Raw genomic sequence first — 18,909 nt, 5'->3', positions numbered from 1 at the left:
GAGTAAAAGATGAGTGACGACGTAGCCGCGCTGCCTCTGCAGTTCACCGATGCAGCAGCGAAAAAAGTAAAAAACCTGATTGCGGATGAAGAGAATCCGGCGCTGAAACTGCGCGTATATATCACCGGCGGGGGCTGCAGTGGCTTCCAGTATGGTTTTACTTTTGACGATCAGATGAATGACGGCGACATGACCATCGAGAAGCAGGGTGTGGCGCTGGTGGTTGACCCGATGAGCCTGCAGTATCTGGTGGGCGGATCGGTTGACTACACCGAAGGTCTGGAAGGTTCCCGCTTTATCGTGACCAATCCCAACGCCAAAACCACCTGCGGCTGCGGCTCCTCTTTCAGCATCTGATGCTGGGCTGGCTGCCGTTCTGGCAGCCATGATTTACCACTCAATCGTCACTAAGCGAGCCGTTTCACGGCGCATCGCATCGCGGTTCAATACGCTTTGTGTCACGCGCGGCTGCGCGCTGAAATGTCGGCCGCAGTCAACAGACGGCAGCGTCTGCTCACTCGGGCGTGAGATATCGCAGCGGGAGAAAATCGTTAGCGAGACGGCGATAGAGCCCGTGGTGGTTGCCGCACCGATCGGTGCAGCCACGATCAGCCCTATGGCCAGCAGCAGCGCTCTGGTCATGGTGAAATCCTGGTGATGTCAAAAGTGCGCTACGCGCTAAAAGGGCACAGAGCATACGTGGCCGCTGTGCCTTGTTATTTGATTTTCGACATGAATTGTCGAATCTTTAGTCTGGTGATGCTTTATTTTTCGTCGGATGTAAAGCTTCGCACAATTGTTTTGCTGCCAGCAGCAGGCGCGGACCCGGCCGGCTCAGCCAGTCATCGTTAAGCGCAATCACCGGCACGTTAAGCTGCGGCTGCCAGAAGCGCGCGACGCTGGCGGCGCGGCTGGCATCACCGCCAGTGACAATCGCCTGCGGGTGCCGCGTCAGCACCTGCTCCCGGCTCACCTGAGGCCAGCTCACACTGCTGTCAGCAAAGATATTGCGACCGCCGCACAGGGTGATGACCTCATTCTGCAGCGTGCTGCGCGCGGCGGTAAACAGCGGCTGCTGGCCAAACTGCAGAAACAGCGGCACCGGCGTTTGCTGCTGATAGCGCTGACGCAGTGTCTGCAGCTGCTGGTGTAACGCCTGTGCGGCCGCGGTGGCCCGCTGGGGCTGTGGGCTCCAGCGCTGCAGCGCCGCCAGCGCGTCAATCATCTGGTCGAGTGATTGCGGATCGATCCATTCCACATGGATGCCCAGACGCTGCAGCTGCTCCACCTGGCGCAGCGGATTGCCGCCGCGCCAGGCCAGTACCACATCCGGTCTGAGCTGCACAATGCGTTCAACGCGAATGCCCTGCCAGTTTGCCACCTGCTCCAGCTGGCGAGCAGCGGCGGGATAGTCTGACCAGGCGCTCACCGCCACCGGCGTGATGCCGGCGGCAAACGCCAGTTCAGTGAGATGCGGCGACAGGGTAATGACGCGCGGTGCGGCCAGCAGGCTGTGGCACAGCAGCCACAGCCCGAGCAGCAGATATTTAGCCACGCGCCAGCTGAGCCAGCAGGTTTTCCACCATCAGCGACGACTGTTTAGCCGCCACGCTGAGGAACTCTTCGAAACTCAGATGCGACGCTTTATCGGCCACGTCAGAAATAGCGCGTACCACCACGAACGGCACCTTAAATTGATGGCAAACGTGACCAATCGCCGTGGCTTCCATCTCTACCGCAATCGCCTGCGGGAAGGTGCTGCGGATACGCTCCAGCGGTGCGGCGCCATTAATAAAGGCGTCACCGCTGACCACCAGACCGCGCACCGCGTTGAGATCCAGCTGTTTGATCACCTGCTCTGCGGCGGCAATCAGCGCGCTGTCCGCGACAAACGCCGCCGGGCAGCCCGCCATCTGACCAGGCTCATAGCCAAAAGCGGTGACATCGGCATCGTGATAACGCACTTCATCGGACACCACGATATCGCCCACCTGCAATGTTGGCGCCAGACCGCCTGCGGAACCGGTGTTGATCACCAGATCCGGTTTGCACAGCTCCAGCAGCAGCGTGGTACCCAGCGCCGCCGCGGTTTTGCCGATGCCCGATTTCAGCAGAGCCACCTCAACGCCGTTGAGCGTACCGGTGTAAATTTCGCAGCCGGCCAGCGTCAGCGTCTGACGGTTTTCAATTTTGTCACGCAGCAGTGTGACTTCCTGCTCCATCGCGCCAATAATGCCTGCTTTCATAAAGAATCTCGCTGTAGTTATGGATGTATAAGGCTAAAGTGAGGCATAGTCTAACATGGCTCAATGGGGATCAATTCAGGAAAAAATAAGGGGTAACAATGGCGACGATCAATTTCAGGAAGAAGATCAGTTTCACCCGCCCTTATACCAGCCGCAAAGATCCCGAAGGCGAATACTTTATTACCCGCCATTTTGAAAGCGATCGTGGACGCATTATTAATTCTGCCGCGATTCGCCGTCTGCAACAAAAAACCCAGGTGTTTCCGCTGGAGCGGAATGCGGCCGTGCGCTCGCGCCTGACCCATTCGCTTGAGGTGCAGCAAACCGGGCGTTACATCACCAAAGAGATTCTGCATACGCTGAAAACCCAGGGCGGTGGGCTGGCGGCTTACGGCCTCGATGGCTTTGAGGGCGCGGTCGAGAGCCTGGTGGAGATGGCCTGCCTGCTGCACGACGTCGGCAACCCGCCGTTTGGCCATTTTGGTGAAGCGGCGATCAATGACTGGTTTGATGACAACCTGCCGGCCGAACTGGTGGATCCGCTGGTGGCGGGCGTGGCGGATGACGCGCAGCGTGCCGATTTCGACCGGTTAAATGCAATGATTCGTCAGGATTTGTGCCATTTCGAAGGGAATGCGCAGGCCATTCGGCTGGTACATACCCTGCTGCAGCTAAATCTTAGCTATGCGCAGGTAGCGTGTATTTTAAAATACACCGCGCCGGCGTGGTGGCAGGGCGATAAGCCGGCGGAGTTCAGCGTATTAATGAAAAAGCCGGGTTTCTATTTATCTGAGCGTGAATATGTGGCCGATCTCCGCGCGGCAACGGATATACCTGAGCACCACCGTTATCCGCTGACCTGGATAATGGAAGCGGCTGACGATATCTCCTATTGTATTGCCGACCTTGATGACGCCGTAGAAAAAGACATCTTCACCGTCGATACGCTCTATCATTCTTTGCTCAACGCCTGGGGCCCGGTGAAACCCGGCGACGCGTTCAGCCGCACCATTAATGAAGCGTGGAAAGAGGCCAATCAGAAAAAGCGTCGCAGTATTAGCGATCAATTTTTCATGTCGCTGCGGGTTAACGTCCAGAGCGTGCTGGTCAGCCATGCGGTGCGCCGCTTTGTTGATAATTTACCTGCCATTTTTGCCGGCAACTTTAACCATGCGCTGCTGGAAGACGACGGTGATGAAGGGCGCCTGTTAAAATTATTTAAAACCGTGGCGCGCCAGCAGGTGTTTAATCACCCTGAAGTTGAGCAGCTGGAATTACAGGGTTATCGGGTCATTAAAGGATTACTGGAAATTTATCAGTCGCTGATGCAGCTCGATTATGAACAGTTTACCACGTTAATGAATGAGGATTTTCTTGCGAAACATCCGATTGAAACCCGACTGTTTCATAAACTTTCCGGTAAACATCGCAAAGCTTATCAGCAACAGATGCGTAACCTGGTGGTGCAGCATAAATATCAGCGATTGTTATGGGAACGTTATTATCGCTCGCGGCTGATTCAGGACTATATCAGCGGGATGACGGACAATTACGCCTGGGATGAGTATCGTCGGTTGATGGCGGTGGAATAAGCGCAGTTTTGTAAAGACGAAGAATAAATTTTTACCTTTGCCCAATACTTTATCAGGAACTTCGCGCTAAAAACTTAATCTCATCATCACGACCACAGCAATGGTCTGCACGTTAATTTCAGAGAGACACAGACGAATGAAAAAAAGCACATTAATGTTAAGTGCGCTGGCGCTTAGTCTGGGCATGGCGTTAAGCCCTGTCAGTGTTTTCGCGGCGGAGACAGCGTCTTCCTCCAGTCAGCAACTGCCCAGCCTGGCACCGATGCTGGAAAAAGTGATGCCTTCCGTGGTCAGTATCAGCGTGGAAGGCAGCACCACGGTAAAAACCCCGCGCATGCCGCAGCAGTTCCAGCAATTCTTTGGCGATAATTCCCCGTTCTGTCAGGACGGATCGCCGTTCCAGGGTTCACCCATGTGCCAGGGCGGCGGCGGTGACGGTAGCGACGATGGCGCCAACGCGCAGAAGCAGCAGTTCCGCGCGCTCGGTTCTGGGGTAATCATCAACGCCGACAAAGGCTATGTGGTGACCAACAACCACGTGGTAGATAACGCCACCAAAATTCAGGTACAGCTGAGCGATGGCCGTCGCTACGATGCTAAGGTCATCGGCAAAGATCCGCAGTCTGACATCGCGCTGATCCAGCTGCAGGATGCGAAAAACCTGACGGCAATTAAGATCGCAGACTCCGACAATCTGCGCGTCGGTGATTACACCGTGGCCATCGGTAACCCGTACGGCCTGGGCGAAACGGTCACCTCCGGTATTGTCTCGGCGCTGGGGCGCAGCGGCCTTAACGTTGAAAACTACGAAAACTTTATTCAGACCGATGCGGCGATCAACCGCGGTAACTCCGGCGGTGCGCTGGTTAACCTCAACGGTGAGCTGATCGGTATCAACACCGCGATCCTGGCACCGGACGGCGGCAACATCGGCATTGGCTTTGCCATCCCGAGTTCCATGGTGAAAAACCTGACCGCGCAGATGGTGGAGTATGGCCAGGTGAAACGCGGCGAGCTGGGCATTATGGGCACCGAGCTCAACTCCGAGCTGGCTAAAGCGATGAAAGTGGATGCGCAGCGCGGCGCCTTTGTCAGCCAGGTGCTGCCAAACTCCGCGGCGGCGAAAGCCGGCGTGAAAGCGGGCGATGTGGTGGTCTCTATGAACGGTAAAGCGCTGACCAGCTTTGCTGCGCTGCGTGCGGAAGTCGGCTCGCTGCCGGTCGGCACCAAACTGCAGCTGGGCCTGCTGCGCGACGGCAAACCGCTGAACGTGACGGTTGAGCTGCAGCAGAGCTCACAGGATAAAGTGCAGTCCGCGACGATTTACACCGGCATTGAAGGCGCCGATCTCAGCAACGTCGACAGCAACGGCCAGAAGGGCGTGCGCGTTGACAGCGTGAAAGCCGGCAGCGCAGCGGCACGTATCGGCCTGAAGAAAGGCGATGTGATCCTCGGTGTGAACCAGCAGGCGGTAAGCAACCTTGGCGAGCTGCGTAAAATCCTCGACACCAAACCGTCGGTGCTGGCGCTCAACGTCAAGCGCGGCGACAGCAGCCTCTATCTGCTGATGCAGTAATCCTTTTATTGGTCTCTCAGGCGAGCTGCGGCTCGCCTTTTTTATTGCCTGTATGCTGCTGCGCCCCCAGTCATCTGTGCCTTCCCAGTGTGACCGCTGCCGCAATTCCGGTAATCACCCTGCGGCTATGTGCAGTTGCACAATGCCAGGGGCAATCGGGATGCGTATTCTGTCGGTTCGTCCCGAATTCTGGAGTGTTTGATGGCCACCTATCATCTTGATGCGCGACTGGCTCAGGATATCGTTGCCCGCACCATGAAAATTATCGACAGTAATGTCAATGTGATGGATGCGCGCGGCCGCATTATTGGCAGTGGCGATCGCGAGCGTATTGGCGAATTGCACGAGGGCGCGCTGCTGGTGCTGTCACAGGGCAGGGTGGTTGATATTGACGAAGCGGTGGCTAAACACCTGCACGGCGTGCGGCCGGGCATCAATTTGCCGTTGCGCATTGACGGCGACATCGTCGGCGTGATTGGCCTGACCGGCCAGCCCAGCACGTTACGCCATTACGGCGAGCTGGTGTGCATGACGGCAGAGATGATGCTGGAACAGGCGCGCCTGCTGCATATGCTGGCGCAGGACAGCCGCCTGCGTGAGGAGCTGGTGCTGAACCTGATCCGCAGCGATACGCTGTCGCCAGCGCTGAACGAATGGGCGCAGCGACTGGGCATCGATCTCAATCAGCCGCGCGTGGTGGCGGTGGTTGAAGTGGATAGCGGACAGCTGGGAGTCGATAGCGCGATGTCGGAGCTGCAGCAATTACAGACGCTGCTGACCACGCCCGATCGCGACAACCTGATCGCCATTGTTTCGCTCACCGAAATGGTGGTGCTGAAGCCAGCGCTGAATGCCCATGGCCGTTACGATCAGGACGATCATCGCCGCCGCGTCGATCAACTGCTGCAGCGCATGAAAGAGAGCGGTCAGGTGCGGATGCGCATCGCGCTCGGCAATTTCTTTACCGGGCCCGGCAGCATTGCGCGCTCTTACCGCACCGCCCGCACTACCATGATGGTGGGCAAACAGCGCATGCCGCAGCAGCGGAGCTTCTTCTATCAGGATCTGGTGCTGCCAGTGCTGCTGGATAGCCTGCGCGGCGGCTGGCAGGCCAGCGAGCTGGCACGTCCGCTGGCAAAGCTGAAGAGCATGGACAATAACGGTTTGCTGCGGCGCACGCTGGTTGCGTGGTTCAGCCATAACGTGCAGCCGAGCGCCACGGCGCGCGCGCTGTTTATTCATCGCAATACGCTGGAGTACCGCCTGAACCGCATCTCGGAACTGACCGGCCTTAATCTGGCGAACTTTGACGATCGGCTGCTGCTGTATGTGGCGCTGCAGCTTGATGAGCAGGCATAAAAAAGGCCAGCAGTGGCTGGCCTGAGAAGCGGCGGGAATTAGCGACCGTTGCGGGTCAGCTGATCGAGATCGGATTCGATTTCGGCGATTTTGTTCGACACCACGTTCTCCAGATGGCGCAGATCGGCGAGGATTTTGCGCTTCAGATCCACTTCTACCTGATCGCGCTGGCAGATCTGATCCAGTTCGTCGATCACGTAACGCAGGTTAGGGCTGATTTCCTGAATCTCTTTATAACCCTGGGTGGTGTGATCGGCCACCACGGTTTTGCGCTGACGCGGGTATTTGAACTTCACGCTTTTGGCGAAGAACTCGCCCTTGTCTTTGCGGAAGTAGATTTTCAGGATGTCGTTGTTGGCTTCCTGACGCAGGCTGTAGCGGTCAATGTCTTCAGGATTGCTGATACCTAAGCTTTTCAGGTTGTCGTACATAGCGTTTATATTCCATCTGAGAGTGAGTGAGCGCGCAGGATTATCATCATCATTCGGCTGCGTAATAAGCGCAACGAACCGAACGCTTACGGCATACTTAATCAACTGTAGACACAAAAACCGGGATGAACAGTGCGCGACCGGAGTTAACTGGCGCGGATTATGACCTGTTTGAAAAACAAACGCACCTGTTAATTCGCGGCGCGAAACAGGTAATAGCGGCAGGAGTGTAAAGAAAAAATGACGGGCCTGAATACAGGCCCGTGGGTATAAAAATACGCGGGAAGAAAAAACTTAATCGATGGTACGCAGCAGTTCGTTGATGCCGGTTTTTGCCAGCGTTTTCGCGTCGACTTTCTTCACGATCACCGCACAGTACAGGCTGTAGCTACCGTCTTTAGACGGCAGGTTACCGGAAACCACCACCGAACCCGCCGGTACGCGGCCGTAGTGCACTTCACCGGTTTCGCGGTCATAAATTTTGGTGCTCTGGCCGATGTAAACGCCCATAGAGATCACCGAACCTTCTTCGACGATCACGCCTTCAACGATCTCGGAACGGGCACCGATAAAGCAGTTATCTTCGATGATGGTTGGATTGGCCTGCAGCGGTTCCAGTACGCCGCCGATGCCGACGCCGCCGGACAGGTGCACGTTTTTACCAATCTGCGCACAGGAGCCGACGGTGGCCCAGGTGTCAACCATGGTGCCTTCATCGACATACGCACCGATGTTGACATAGGACGGCATCAGCACGGTGTTGCGCGCGATGAATGCACCCTGACGCACTGCGGCCGGTGGCACGACGCGGAAGCCGGCGCTTTTAAAGCGCGCTTCATCCCAGCCGGCAAATTTCATCGGCACTTTGTCGTAGAAGCGGGTCTCTGCCCCGTCGATCACCTGGTTGTCGTTGATACGGAACGACAGCAGTACCGCTTTTTTCAGCCACTGATGCGTTACCCATTCGCCGTTGATCTTTTCTGACACGCGCAGTTCACCGCTGTCCAGCAGGCCAATCACCTGGTTGATCGCTTCACGGGTGGCGCTGTCCACGCTGGTCGGCGTAATGTCGGCGCGGCGTTCAAAGGCAGATTCGATAACGCTCTGTAACTGTTGCATATTTAATTCCTGAGTCTGTCATTGCGGATGCACGCCAGCTGGCGTGCAGAGTAAAATTATCAGGCAAACATCCTTCATGCTGCAGAACGGTGGCGCGCCTATCGGAGCGAGATCCACGGATGGGCCGGGTCACCAGGCCAATGCATCGGCAACGTGAAGAATGGAAGCCGGGTCACATTTTATCGTTTGGATTAAGTACCTCTGTCAACCGTTGTTGCAGCACGGAGCGCATTTCGGCATCCAGCGCACGTCGTTCGCTGTTGGCAAGGATGAACAAATCCTCCACCCGTTCGCCGATGGTACTGATGCGGGCGCCGTGCAGCGAAACGCCGAGGTCAGCAAACACTTCGCCCACGCGCGCCAGCAAACCTGGCTGGTCCAGCGCCACCAGCTCCAGATAGCTGCGGCGGTCGGTATGGGTGGGCAAAAAGTTGACTTCGGTATCGACGCTGAAGTGTTTCAGACGTGACGACGGCCGGCGCGTACGCGGTGGCACCCACTGCGTTTGCGTGATCGCCTGCTCCAGCGCCTGGATAATCAGCGGATGGCGATCTGCTGCCAGCGGACTGCCGTCCGGCTCCAGCACAATAAAGGTGTCCATGGCCATACCGTCGCGGCTGGTAAAGATCTGCGCATCGTGCACGCTCAGATTACGGCGGTCGAGCTCTCCGGCTACGGCGGCAAACAGGTAAGGGCGATCCGGGCTCCAGATGAAGATCTCGGTGCCGCCGCGCGTAGCCTGCGGGCTTACCAGCACCAGCGGTTTGCTAAGGTCATGATTGATCAGATGCCGCGCGTGCCACGCCAGCTGGTTGGGCGTATGGCGCAGGAAGTAGTCGGCACGGCAGCGGCTCCAGATATGGTGCAGGCGCTCTTCGTTGAGATTTTCCATGCGCAGCAGCGCCAGCGCCTGCAGCCGGTGATGACGCACGCGCTCGCGCAGATCCGGGCTGTTCTCCATACCGCGGCGCAGCTGTTTTTCGGTGGCGAAGAACAACTCACGTAGCAGGCTCTGTTTCCAGCTGTTCCACAGGCTTTCATTGGTGGCACAGATGTCGGCAACCGTCAGGCAGGCCAGATAGCGCAGCCGGTTTTCATTTTGCATCACTTCAGCAAACTGCTGAATCACCGTGGGATCCTGAATGTCGCGACGCTGAGCAGTCACCGACATCAGCAGGTGATGACGCACCAGCCACGCCACCAGCTGCATTTCGCGTGAATTGAGGCCGTGCAGCTCAGCAAAGTCCAGCGCGTCCTGCGCGCCAAGAATCGAGTGGTCACCACCGCGCCCTTTGGCGATATCGTGCAGCAGCGCGGCCATCAGCAGCAGCTCCGGCTGCGGCAGACGCGGCCACAGCTCGACGCACAGTGGGTGCATCGGGCGCGTGGCTTCGTCGGCAAAACTTTCCAGCTTCTGCAACACGCGGATGGTGTGCTCATCCACGGTGTAGGCGTGGAACAGGTCGAACTGCATCTGGCCGACAATGTTGCCCCACAGCGGCGTATAGGCCCACAGTACGCTGTGGCGATGCATCGGCAGCAGCGCGCGCTTTACCGCGCCTGGATGGCGCAGAATCGCCATAAAGGTGCGGCGCGCTTCGGGGATCTGACACAGCGGCTGTTGCAGATGACGGCGGGCGTAGCGCAGCTGGCGCAGCGTGGTGGAATAGATGCCGGTGATGGTTTCGTTACGCACCATCACGTAAAACATGCGCAGAATCGCCTGCGGCTCGCGCTCAAACAGCGTGGGATCGCGCAGGTCAATCAGATTACCGCGCAGCTGAAAATCCTCATCAATGCTGCGCGGCTTCTCGGTGGTCGACAGCGCCAGAATGGCTTCGTCAAACAGCTGCAGCAGCATCTGGTTCAGCTCGCCGATACGGCGCGTGACGCGATAGAAATCTTTCATCATGCGCTCAACCGGCTCATTGCCTTCACCGCCATAGTTGAGGCGCTGTGCCACGTTGAGCTGGCGATCGAACAGTAAGCGGTTATCGTAGCGCGGCAGCGTCAGGTGCAGCGCGAAACGGATGCGCCAGAGAAATTCCTGGCACTCATTGATTTCATTGCGTTCGGCTTCAGTGAGAAAGCCAAAGCCGACCATCTCATCCATGGTGGTGGCGCCAAAGTGGCGGCGCGCGACCCACTGCAGAGTATGAATGTCGCGCAGCCCGCCCGGGCTGCTTTTGATATCCGGTTCGAGGTTGTAGCTGGTGCCGTGATAGCGCTGATGGCGTTCCAGCTGCTCCTCAATTTTGGCGGCGAAGAAGCGTGACGACGGCCAGAAACCGTCGCTGAAGATATTCTTTTGCAGTTCGAGAAACAGCGCCACGTCGCCGGTCAGCATGCGCGACTCAATCAGGTTGGTGGCGACGGTGAGATCCGACAAGCCCTCCAGCAGACACTCTTCCAGCGTGCGTACGCTGTGGCCGACCTCCAGCTTGAGATCCCACATCAGCGTCAGCAGTTCTGACGTGCGCTGCGCGGCAGCTTCGTCCAGTGGCTGACGGCTCAGGATCAGCACGTCGATGTCCGACAGCGGATGCAGCTCGCCGCGGCCATAGCCGCCCACCGCCACCAGCGCGATCTCTTTCATCTGGTCAAAGCCAAACAGCCGCCACAGCCGGCGCAGCAGGCGATCGATAAACAGCGTGCGCGCATCAATCAGCGATTCGATATCGCTGCCTGCGTCAAAAGCGCTGCCCAGATGCTGCTGGAACTGTTCAAGATACTGTTTGAGTTTGTCGCGCGTCAGCGCGTCGTCTGGCCAGCTGGCGGGGGAATCGGTCAGGCCTTTGTGTACTGCTTCGGTCACGCTACCACTCATCAACATGCCTCTTCTGCGCCATAAAAAGCGGGCTTAACGCCGTAATGCCGTTCAGTTAGCCACCGTCCGTGACATCACCGCAGTAGCGGCGCGGGTTAACGCGCAACTGATGGCGCCGCTACGGGAGGTGCAGGGATGGGTGAACCTAAACTGACAGGCGTTCGTTTTGAGCCGGCCTGTTATCCTGATGACGAGCGTTACGCGTTGTTTTCCAGCACCGCTGGAATAGTGTCGTCGGCGCGCAGCGTCAGGATCTCACAGCCGTTTTCCGTCACCACAATAGTATGCTCGTACTGTGCGGACAAGCTGCGATCTTTGGTTTTCACCGTCCAGCCATCTTTCATGGTGCGGATGCGATAATCACCGGCGTTTACCATCGGTTCGACGGTAAATGTCATGCCAGCCTGCAGCACCACGCCGCTGTCGTCGGCATCGTAATGCAGCACCTGCGGCTCTTCATGGAAGCCTTTACCGATGCCGTGTCCGCAATACTCGCGGACCACGGAAAAATCCTGTGCTTCCACGTATTTCTGAATCGCCCGGCCCAGTTCACGCAGGCGAATGCCCGGCTTCACCAGACGCAGCGCAATGTACAGGCTCTCCTGCGTAACCCGGCACAGGCGCTCGCCCTGAATCGTCGGTTTGCCGACGATGAACATCTTTGACGTATCGCCATGGTATTCATCTTTGATCACCGTGACGTCGACGTTAACGATATCCCCGTCTTTCAGCACGCGATCGTCGCTGGGAATACCGTGACATACCACTTCGTTGACCGAAATACACACTGATTTCGGGAAACCGTGGTAGCCGAGACAGGCTGAAATGGCCTGCTGCTTTTCGGTGATGTGCTGGTGGCACAGACGGTCAAGCTCGCCGGTGGTGACGCCTGGCACGACGTGCGGAGCGATCATCTCCAGCACTTCTGCAGCCAGACGGCCCGCCACGCGCATTTTTTCGATTTCTTCTGGGGTTTTGATTGAAATGGCCATTAAATAATCCGCAATCGCCGCAATTTTCGACAATAATGAGTTCTGTGGCAGTCATGTTAGCAGTCAGCAAATGGGCTGCCAAATCGGGATTACAGCCTGCCGCTCATGCTAACAACTGTTGGCGTATTCCTGCGCATTGTGGTATAAAGCGCGCCGACGATTCTCTGTCACCTCGTATGAGAGGGCAGGAAACGCATAAATCTCATTATGTGTACTAAAACACACATGTATCGACACGTACGCCGGGGTGCCTCGTAAGAGGTCGGTTGTATGGGATACATGGAGGCCCAACCCCAAACAAACTTTTAGAGGTAATCATGGCAACTGTTTCCATGCGCGACATGCTCAAGGCTGGTGTTCACTTCGGTCACCAGACCCGTTACTGGAACCCAAAAATGAAGCCATTCATTTTCGGTGCGCGTAACAAAGTTCACATCATCAACCTTGAGAAAACCGTACCAATGTTCAACGAAGCCCTGGCTGAGCTGAACAAGATCTCTTCCCGTAAAGGTAAGATTCTGTTTGTTGGTACCAAGCGCGCTGCTGCCGAAGCGGTAAAAGAGTCTGCACTGAGCTGCGACCAGTTCTTCGTTAACCACCGCTGGCTGGGTGGTATGCTGACCAACTGGAAAACCGTTCGTCAGTCAATCAAACGCCTGAAAGATCTGGAAACTCAGTCTCAGGACGGTACTTTCGACAAACTGACCAAGAAAGAAGCACTGATGCGTGCTCGTGAGCTGGCCAAGCTGGAAAACAGCCTGGGCGGTATCAAAGATATGGGCGGTCTGCCGGATGCACTGTTCGTTGTTGACGCTGACCACGAACACATCGCAATCAAAGAAGCAAACAACCTGGGTATCCCGGTATTTGCTATCGTTGATACTAACTCTGATCCAGACGGCGTTGATTTCGTTATCCCAGGTAACGACGATGCGATCCGTGCTGTAAGCCTGTACCTGACTGCCGTTGCCACTACCGTGCGCGAAGGCCGTTCACAGGACCTGGCTGAGCAGGCTGAAGAAGCTGCTGAAGCTTAATAAGGTTCGCTCTTTCTGAGAGCCCTTAGACATCAGATGTGATCTGTTAAGGGGCCGTGAAGGCCCCTTTATTTATCTCACTTAGTCACGCACCCTGTTCGGGCTGGCGGGGCAAGTAAATTTTCCGCAACAAGTTTCTGACAGTGTGAAAGCACTGCGAGACGAATCGAGGATTCTGGAATGGCTGAAATTACCGCTGCACTGGTAAAAGAACTGCGCGAGCGTACTGGCGCAGGCATGATGGACTGCAAAAAAGCGCTGACCGAAGCGAACGGCGACATTGAGCTGGCGATCGAGAACATGCGTAAGTCTGGTGCGATCAAAGCTGCTAAGAAAGCAGGCAACGTGGCTGCTGACGGCGTGATCAAAACCAAAATCGCTGGCGACTATGGCGTGATTCTGGAAGTGAACTGCCAGACTGACTTCGTGGCAAAAGATGCCGGTTTCCAGGCCTTTGCTGACAAAGTGCTGGACGCTGCAGCTGCCGGTAAAGTGACTGATGTGGAAGTTCTGAAAGCGCAGTTCGAAGAAGAGCGCGTGGCACTGGTTGCGAAAATCGGTGAGAACATCAACATCCGTCGTGTTGCTGTCCTCGAAGGTGCTGAGCTGAACGGCTATCTGCACGGCGCACGTATCGGCGTACTGGTTTCTACCACCGGCGCTGATGAAGAGCTGAGCAAGCAGATTGCTATGCACGTTGCTGCCAGCAAGCCAGAGTTCGTGAAGCCAGAAGACGTTTCTGCTGACGTGGTTGAGAAAGAGTACCAGGTTCAGCTGGACATCGCGATGCAGTCTGGCAAGCCAAAAGAGATCGCTGAGAAGATGGTTGAAGGCCGTATGAAGAAATTCACCGGCGAAGTCTCTCTGACCGGTCAGGCTTTCGTTATCGATCCGAGCAAAACTGTTGGTCAGGCGCTGAAAGAGAAAGGCGCTGACGTGATCAACTTCATCCGCTTCGAAGTGGGCGAAGGCATTGAGAAAGTCGAATCTGACTTTGCAGCCGAAGTTGCTGCCATGTCCAAACAGTCTTAATGGTTTGCAGGAACCGCCGAGAGGCGGTTCTTTTTTGTCTGCGTTTTGGCGCAGCAATTTTCAGTCTCATCCCAATAGCTTTTCTCACGCGCTAAGCGGATGATCGATCAGATTTAACTTCTCATTCATCTTATCTTCCAGGAAGAATTGACCATGGCGACCAACGCAAAACCTGTATATCAACGTATCTTACTGAAACTGAGCGGCGAAGCACTGCAGGGTGCCGAAGGTTTTGGTATCGACGCGAGCGTGCTTGACCGTATGGCGCAAGAGGTGAAAGAGCTGGTTGAGCTGGGCATTCAGGTGGGTGTGGTAATTGGTGGCGGTAACCTGTTCCGTGGCGCGGGTCTGGCGCAGGCAGGTATGAACCGCGTGGTCGGCGACCACATGGGGATGCTGGCGACCGTGATGAACGGCCTGGCAATGCGTGACGCACTGCATCGTGCGTACGTTAACGCGCGCCTGATGTCGGCGATTCCGCTGAACGGCGTGTGTGATAACTACAGCTGGGCAGAAGCCATCAGCCTGCTGCGCAATAACCGCGTGGTGATCTTCTCTGCCGGTACCGGCAACCCGTTCTTTACCACCGACTCAGCGGCCTGCCTGCGCGGCATCGAAATCGAAGCGGACGTGGTACTGAAAGCCACCAAGGTCGACGGCGTCTACTCAGCCGACCCGGTGAAAAATCCGGATGCCACGCTGTACGAACAGCTGACCTACGGTGAAGTGCTGGAAAAAGAGCTGAAAGTGATGGATCTGGCCGCCTTTACGCTGGCGCGCGACCATCAACTGCCGATCCGCGTCTTCAATATGAACAAGCCTGGCGCGCTGCGTCGCGTGGTGATGGGTGAAAAAGAAGGCACCCTGATTACGCATTAATACCCGACGCAGGATAAAATAAGGTATATTCTGTTGGCGCGCTGCACTGCTGTCGCGCAGCATTCAGGATGATCGATGTTTATCGATACCGTTTCCGTTCCGCTGCGTCCGGAAGTGGCCAGGTCAAACCGAATCCAAGGGTTTCAACGTGATTAACGATATTAAAAAAGATGCTGAAACGCGCATGGACAAATGCGTGGAAGCATTCAAAAACACCATCAGCAAAGTGCGCACCGGTCGTGCTTCGCCTTCACTGCTCGACGGCATCGTTGTGGAATATTACGGTACGCCAACGCCGCTGCGTCAGCTGGCCAGCGTCACCGTTGAAGATTCACGCACGCTGAAAATCAACGTGTTCGATCGCTCAATGGGTCCGGCAGTCGAGAAAGCCATCATGGCTTCTGACCTCGGCCTCAACCCAAGCTCAGCCGGTAGCGACATTCGTGTTCCACTGCCTGCGCTGACCGAAGAGCGTCGTAAAGATCTGATCAAGGTTGTGCGTGGCGAAGCCGAGCAGGGCCGTGTTTCCGTGCGCAACGTGCGCCGTGACGCGAACGACAAGATCAAGGCGCTGCTGAAAGACAAAGAGATCAGCGAAGACGACGAACGTCGCTCGCAGGACGAGATCCAGAAAATGACCGACGCTCGCATCAAGCACGTTGATGCGGCGCTGGCCGAGAAAGAGAAGGAACTGATGGAATTCTGATTCCGTCATTTGCCTGACAAAACGCCGTTCAGAGACGTAGTACGACTCTGGCGGCGTTTTACATTGTGCCCGGCGTACGCGCGGGCGCGCACCACGACTTCACAGGGACAGCACCATGAAGCGATTAACTCTGCTGGGTTCGACCGGCTCAATTGGCACCAGCACGCTGGCGGTAGTGGCGGCGCATCCTGAACGCTATCAGGTGACTGCGCTGGTGGCCGGTCAGAATGTGGCGCTGATGGCCGAACAGTGTCAGCAATTTAAACCGCGCTATGCGGCGATGTCCGACGACGCTTCCGCTGCGGCGCTGCGTGAACGACTGAAAGCACTCAACATCGATACGGAAGTGCTCTCCGGCGTTCAGGCCGCCTGCGAACTGGCCGCGCTGGACGAGGTCGATCAGGTGATGGCCGCCATTGTGGGCGCTTCCGGTTTACAACCGACGCTGGCCGCCATTCGCGCCGGCAAAACCGTCCTGCTTGCCAATAAAGAATCGCTTGTCACATGCGGCCGTTTGTTTATGGAGGCGGTGCGCCAGCATCAGGCGCAGTTGCTGCCGGTTGACAGCGAGCACAACGCCATTTTTCAGAGTTTGCCCGCTTCCATACAGCATCAGTTGGGGTACGCTGATCTGCGGGAGAATGGCATCGAGTCGATTCTCCTTACGGGATCGGGTGGTCCTTTTCGTGACACGCCATTAGCCGAGCTGGCCGCTATGTCGCCAGATCAGGCCTGTGCGCATCCGAACTGGTCAATGGGGCGTAAAATCTCCGTTGATTCGGCCACCATGATGAATAAAGGTCTTGAATACATTGAAGCCCGCTGGCTGTTTAACGCCACCGACGCACAAATGGAGGTCATCCTGCATCCGCAGTCGGTGATTCACTCCATGGTGCGATACTGCGACGGTAGCGTGCTGGCACAGCTGGGTTCACCCGATATGCGCACGCCAATCGCCCACAGCATGGCCTGGCCGGCACGTATTACCGCAGGCGTAACGCCGCTTGATTTCACCCGAATGAAGGCGCTGACGTTTGCTGAGCCGGACTACGCACGCTATCCCTGCCTGAAGCTGGCAATCGATGCATGCGCAACCGGACAGGCGGCCACCACCACGCTGAACGCAGCCAATGAAGTCGCGGTAGCGGCATTTCTGCAGCATCAGATTCGCTTTACCGATATCGCGGCCATCAACAGTGAAGTGCTGGCAACCCTGCAGTGTCAGGAGCCGGGCAGCGTGGATGACGTGATGGAGATTGATCGGATTGCACGCGTGCGGGCCACGGCGTTGCTGCCGCGCTTTCGTTTAGCCGGTTGATAGTGGCGCTATTTGTTCGCTCAGGGTGAAAATGGTATAGTCGCTCGCTCGCGTTTTACGGCCCGACATTGTTTCGATGTCATCCGGTGAAGTTTCCGGCGTTTGCCGCAGGCGCAATGTATTCAGAAACCACAGCATTTCTGATGAAAGGAATTATTACGCGTTATGTCGTCCAACAATCACAATACAATCGATGACGGGTCGTACTGCACGCCACGTCACGTGGCCATCATTATGGATGGTAATGGTCGCTGGGCAAAAAATCAGGGCAAACTGCGTATTTCAGGCCACAAAGCCGGGGTAAAATCAGTACGCCGGGCCGTCAGCTTTGCGGTCAGCAACAAGCTGGAAGCGCTCACGCTCTATGCGTTCAGCAGTGAAAACTGGAGCCGACCGGTACAGGAAGTGACGGCCTTAATGGAATTGTTTGTCTGGGCGCTCGACAGCGAAGTCAAAAGCCTGCACAAGCACAATGTGCGTCTGCGCATTATTGGTGATATCAGCCGTTTCAATAACCGCATTCAGGAACGCATTCGCCGCGCCGAGGAACTGACTCAGCAAAATGATGGACTCACCCTCAACATTGCTGCCAACTATGGCGGCCGTTGGGATATTATCCAGGGTGTAAAAAAACTGGCTGAACAGGTTCAGGAAGGACTGCTACGTCCTGACCAGATAACTGAAGAAAGTCTGGCTCCGCATCTGTGTATGCAGGAGCAAGCGCCGGTGGATTTAGTGATAAGGACCGGGGGAGAGCATCGGATCAGCAACTTCCTGCTGTGGCAGATCGCCTATGCTGAGTTTTGGTTTACCGATGTTCTCTGGCCTGATTTTGATGAACACGTTTTTGAAGGTGCACTGAATGCATTCTCTCTGCGGGAGCGACGCTATGGCGGCGCTGCACCAGGCGGCGCCTGAGCAACCTGGGGGTAACCTTTGCTGAAGTCTCGTCTGATCACCGCGTTTATTCTGATTCCGCTGGTGATCGCTGCTCTGTTTTGGTTGCCGCTGTCCGGTTTTGCGATTACCACCATCATCATCTGCATGCTTGCCGCCTGGGAGTGGGGGCAGCTGGCGGGGATGGCAACGCGTCAGCAGCGTATCTGGCTGGCGGTGCTATGCGGCCTGCTGCTGGCGGTGATGCTGTTCACCCTGCAACCCTATCAACGTAATCTGCACCAGTTCCAGATGGAGAGCTCGCTCTGGGCCTCGCTGGGCTGGTGGATTGTCGCGCTGTTTCTCGTGCTGTTTTATCCGGCCTCGGCTGCGCTGTGGCGCGCATCGCGTCCGCTGCGCCTGCTGTTTGGCGTGCTGACCGTGGTGCCGTTCTTCTGGGGCATGATGGCGCTGCGCCAGTATCACTATGACACCGACCATTTCGCCGGCGCCTGGTGGCTGCTGTTCGTGATGTTCCTCGTCTGGGGCGCGGATTCTGGTGCTTACATGTTTGGTCGTCTGTTCGGCAAGCATAAGCTGGCGCCAAAAGTCTCGCCGGGCAAAACCTGGGAAGGCTTCTTTGGCGGACTGCTGTCATCGGCGATTATCGCCTGGCTGTTTGCGCTGCTGGCCCCGCTGTCGGTGGCGCCGGGCACGCTGATTATCTGCGCCGTGATTGCCACGCTGGCCTCCGTGCTGGGCGATCTCACGGAAAGTATGTTCAAACGTGAAGCCGGTATCAAAGACAGCGGTAACCTGATTCCGGGGCACGGTGGTATCCTCGATCGCATTGATAGCCTGACAGCCGCGGTGCCGGTATTTGCCTGCCTGCTGCTGCTGGTGTTCCGCACCCTCTGAG

At 56.6% G+C, this 18,909-nt stretch carries 18 protein-coding genes; 11 read left to right on the top strand and 7 right to left on the bottom strand.

From position 1 onward, the window contains the following. Window positions 1-9 precede the first annotated feature (9 nt). The gene (gene erpA / locus E7738_RS10460) at window positions 10-357 is read left to right on the top strand and encodes an iron-sulfur cluster insertion protein ErpA (RefSeq protein ID WP_021507501.1); all 348 of its coding nucleotides are present in this window, start codon (window positions 10-12) and stop codon (window positions 355-357) included. A 33-nt stretch (window positions 358-390) separates the two neighbouring features. Here the strand turns inward: erpA and E7738_RS10455 are convergent, their stop codons facing one another. The 3 genes from E7738_RS10455 to mtnN all read right to left on the bottom strand — a co-directional run bounded on the left by E7738_RS10455 (window position 391) and on the right by mtnN (window position 2,246). After that, the gene (locus E7738_RS10455; RefSeq protein ID WP_058780468.1) at window positions 391-642 is read right to left on the bottom strand and encodes a hypothetical protein; all 252 of its coding nucleotides are present in this window, start codon (window positions 640-642) and stop codon (window positions 391-393) included. Window positions 643-748: 106 nt separating this feature from the next. Beyond that, the gene (btuF, locus tag E7738_RS10450) at window positions 749-1,555 is read right to left on the bottom strand and encodes a vitamin B12 ABC transporter substrate-binding protein BtuF (RefSeq protein ID WP_058770588.1); all 807 of its coding nucleotides are present in this window, start codon (window positions 1,553-1,555) and stop codon (window positions 749-751) included. Further along, a complete protein-coding gene (mtnN, locus tag E7738_RS10445; protein ID WP_021507498.1) occupies window positions 1,548-2,246 on the bottom strand; it encodes a 5'-methylthioadenosine/S-adenosylhomocysteine nucleosidase in 699 nt (232 codons plus the stop codon). The genes btuF and mtnN overlap by 8 nt, the downstream gene beginning before the upstream one ends. A 98-nt stretch (window positions 2,247-2,344) precedes the next feature. On the opposite strand from mtnN, the gene dgt reads away from it, so the two are divergent. From dgt to E7738_RS10430, 3 genes are all read left to right on the top strand, one after another. Then, window positions 2,345-3,838, top strand: coding sequence for a dGTPase (dgt, locus tag E7738_RS10440; protein ID WP_021507497.1), 1,494 nt, complete (start codon window positions 2,345-2,347; stop codon window positions 3,836-3,838). Between the two features lie 136 nt (window positions 3,839-3,974). Beyond that, window positions 3,975-5,414 (top strand): serine endoprotease DegP, encoded by a 1,440-nt coding sequence (gene degP, locus E7738_RS10435; protein ID WP_058759526.1) that lies wholly within the window; start codon window positions 3,975-3,977, stop codon window positions 5,412-5,414. Between the two features lie 201 nt (window positions 5,415-5,615). Then, window positions 5,616-6,773, top strand: a complete 1,158-nt coding sequence (locus E7738_RS10430; RefSeq protein WP_021507495.1) for a CdaR family transcriptional regulator — start codon at window positions 5,616-5,618, stop codon at window positions 6,771-6,773. 38 nt (window positions 6,774-6,811) lie between these two features. On the opposite strand, the gene E7738_RS10425 is transcribed toward E7738_RS10430, so the two are convergent. From E7738_RS10425 to map, 4 genes are all read right to left on the bottom strand, one after another. Continuing rightward, window positions 6,812-7,204: a DUF3461 family protein gene (locus E7738_RS10425; protein WP_010616197.1), complete on the bottom strand. Its 393-nt coding sequence runs from the start codon at window positions 7,202-7,204 to the stop codon at window positions 6,812-6,814. A gap of 294 nt (window positions 7,205-7,498) precedes the next feature. Then, window positions 7,499-8,323: a 2,3,4,5-tetrahydropyridine-2,6-dicarboxylate N-succinyltransferase gene (gene dapD / locus E7738_RS10420; protein ID WP_021507493.1), complete on the bottom strand. Its 825-nt coding sequence runs from the start codon at window positions 8,321-8,323 to the stop codon at window positions 7,499-7,501. Between the two features lie 172 nt (window positions 8,324-8,495). Continuing rightward, the gene (gene glnD, locus E7738_RS10415; RefSeq protein WP_021507492.1) at window positions 8,496-11,150 is read right to left on the bottom strand and encodes a bifunctional uridylyltransferase/uridylyl-removing protein GlnD; all 2,655 of its coding nucleotides are present in this window, start codon (window positions 11,148-11,150) and stop codon (window positions 8,496-8,498) included. Between the two features lie 197 nt (window positions 11,151-11,347). Then, window positions 11,348-12,142 carry a type I methionyl aminopeptidase gene (gene map / locus E7738_RS10410; protein WP_021507491.1) on the bottom strand — a complete coding sequence of 265 codons (795 nt, stop codon included), beginning with the start codon at window positions 12,140-12,142 and terminating at the stop codon, window positions 11,348-11,350. A 317-nt stretch (window positions 12,143-12,459) separates the two neighbouring features. Here map and rpsB point away from each other — a divergent pair, with 317 nt between their 5' ends. The 7 genes from rpsB (at window position 12,460) to cdsA (ending at window position 18,908) form a co-directional block, all read left to right on the top strand. Beyond that, window positions 12,460-13,179, top strand: coding sequence for a 30S ribosomal protein S2 (rpsB, locus tag E7738_RS10405; RefSeq protein ID WP_031279692.1), 720 nt, complete (start codon window positions 12,460-12,462; stop codon window positions 13,177-13,179). Between the two features lie 180 nt (window positions 13,180-13,359). Then, window positions 13,360-14,211, top strand: coding sequence for a translation elongation factor Ts (gene tsf, locus E7738_RS10400; RefSeq protein WP_058759527.1), 852 nt, complete (start codon window positions 13,360-13,362; stop codon window positions 14,209-14,211). Between the two features lie 153 nt (window positions 14,212-14,364). Next, window positions 14,365-15,090 carry a UMP kinase gene (gene pyrH, locus E7738_RS10395; protein WP_010616191.1) on the top strand — a complete coding sequence of 242 codons (726 nt, stop codon included), beginning with the start codon at window positions 14,365-14,367 and terminating at the stop codon, window positions 15,088-15,090. A gap of 148 nt (window positions 15,091-15,238) precedes the next feature. Continuing rightward, the gene (frr, locus tag E7738_RS10390) at window positions 15,239-15,796 is read left to right on the top strand and encodes a ribosome recycling factor (protein WP_394515599.1); all 558 of its coding nucleotides are present in this window, start codon (window positions 15,239-15,241) and stop codon (window positions 15,794-15,796) included. Between the two features lie 115 nt (window positions 15,797-15,911). Continuing rightward, window positions 15,912-17,114, top strand: coding sequence for a 1-deoxy-D-xylulose-5-phosphate reductoisomerase (gene ispC / locus E7738_RS10385; protein ID WP_058774798.1), 1,203 nt, complete (start codon window positions 15,912-15,914; stop codon window positions 17,112-17,114). A 165-nt stretch (window positions 17,115-17,279) separates the two neighbouring features. Next, a complete protein-coding gene (ispU, locus tag E7738_RS10380) occupies window positions 17,280-18,032 on the top strand; it encodes a (2E,6E)-farnesyl-diphosphate-specific ditrans,polycis-undecaprenyl-diphosphate synthase (RefSeq protein ID WP_021507486.1) in 753 nt (250 codons plus the stop codon). Between the two features lie 18 nt (window positions 18,033-18,050). Then, the gene (cdsA, locus tag E7738_RS10375; RefSeq protein ID WP_010616187.1) at window positions 18,051-18,908 is read left to right on the top strand and encodes a phosphatidate cytidylyltransferase; all 858 of its coding nucleotides are present in this window, start codon (window positions 18,051-18,053) and stop codon (window positions 18,906-18,908) included. The last annotated feature ends 1 nt before the right edge of the window (window position 18,909 follow it).

The sequence above is a fragment of the Pantoea sp. SGAir0430 genome (genome assembly GCF_043549295.1).
Note: the sequence above shows the minus strand (reverse complement) of the source record. Positions and strands in the feature narration are given on the sequence as shown.

What these genes read in the sequence shown, in the direction of transcription:
- erpA (WP_021507501.1), top strand. Translation starts at nt 10, where the DNA reads ATGAGTGACGACGTAGCCGCGCTGCCTCTGCAGTTCACCGATGCAGCA.
- rpsB (WP_031279692.1), top strand. Translation starts at nt 12,460, where the DNA reads ATGGCAACTGTTTCCATGCGCGACATGCTCAAGGCTGGTGTTCACTTC.
- pyrH (WP_010616191.1), top strand. Translation starts at nt 14,365, where the DNA reads ATGGCGACCAACGCAAAACCTGTATATCAACGTATCTTACTGAAACTG.
- mtnN (WP_021507498.1), bottom strand. Translation starts at nt 2,246, where the DNA reads ATGAAAGCAGGCATTATTGGCGCGATGGAGCAGGAAGTCACACTGCTG.
- tsf (WP_058759527.1), top strand. Translation starts at nt 13,360, where the DNA reads ATGGCTGAAATTACCGCTGCACTGGTAAAAGAACTGCGCGAGCGTACT.
- dapD (WP_021507493.1), bottom strand. Translation starts at nt 8,323, where the DNA reads ATGCAACAGTTACAGAGCGTTATCGAATCTGCCTTTGAACGCCGCGCC.
- E7738_RS10455 (WP_058780468.1), bottom strand. Translation starts at nt 642, where the DNA reads ATGACCAGAGCGCTGCTGCTGGCCATAGGGCTGATCGTGGCTGCACCG.
- E7738_RS10430 (WP_021507495.1), top strand. Translation starts at nt 5,616, where the DNA reads ATGGCCACCTATCATCTTGATGCGCGACTGGCTCAGGATATCGTTGCC.
- glnD (WP_021507492.1), bottom strand. Translation starts at nt 11,150, where the DNA reads ATGAGTGGTAGCGTGACCGAAGCAGTACACAAAGGCCTGACCGATTCC.
- E7738_RS10425 (WP_010616197.1), bottom strand. Translation starts at nt 7,204, where the DNA reads ATGTACGACAACCTGAAAAGCTTAGGTATCAGCAATCCTGAAGACATT.
- map (WP_021507491.1), bottom strand. Translation starts at nt 12,142, where the DNA reads ATGGCCATTTCAATCAAAACCCCAGAAGAAATCGAAAAAATGCGCGTG.
- degP (WP_058759526.1), top strand. Translation starts at nt 3,975, where the DNA reads ATGAAAAAAAGCACATTAATGTTAAGTGCGCTGGCGCTTAGTCTGGGC.
- ispC (WP_058774798.1), top strand. Translation starts at nt 15,912, where the DNA reads ATGAAGCGATTAACTCTGCTGGGTTCGACCGGCTCAATTGGCACCAGC.
- dgt (WP_021507497.1), top strand. Translation starts at nt 2,345, where the DNA reads ATGGCGACGATCAATTTCAGGAAGAAGATCAGTTTCACCCGCCCTTAT.
- ispU (WP_021507486.1), top strand. Translation starts at nt 17,280, where the DNA reads ATGTCGTCCAACAATCACAATACAATCGATGACGGGTCGTACTGCACG.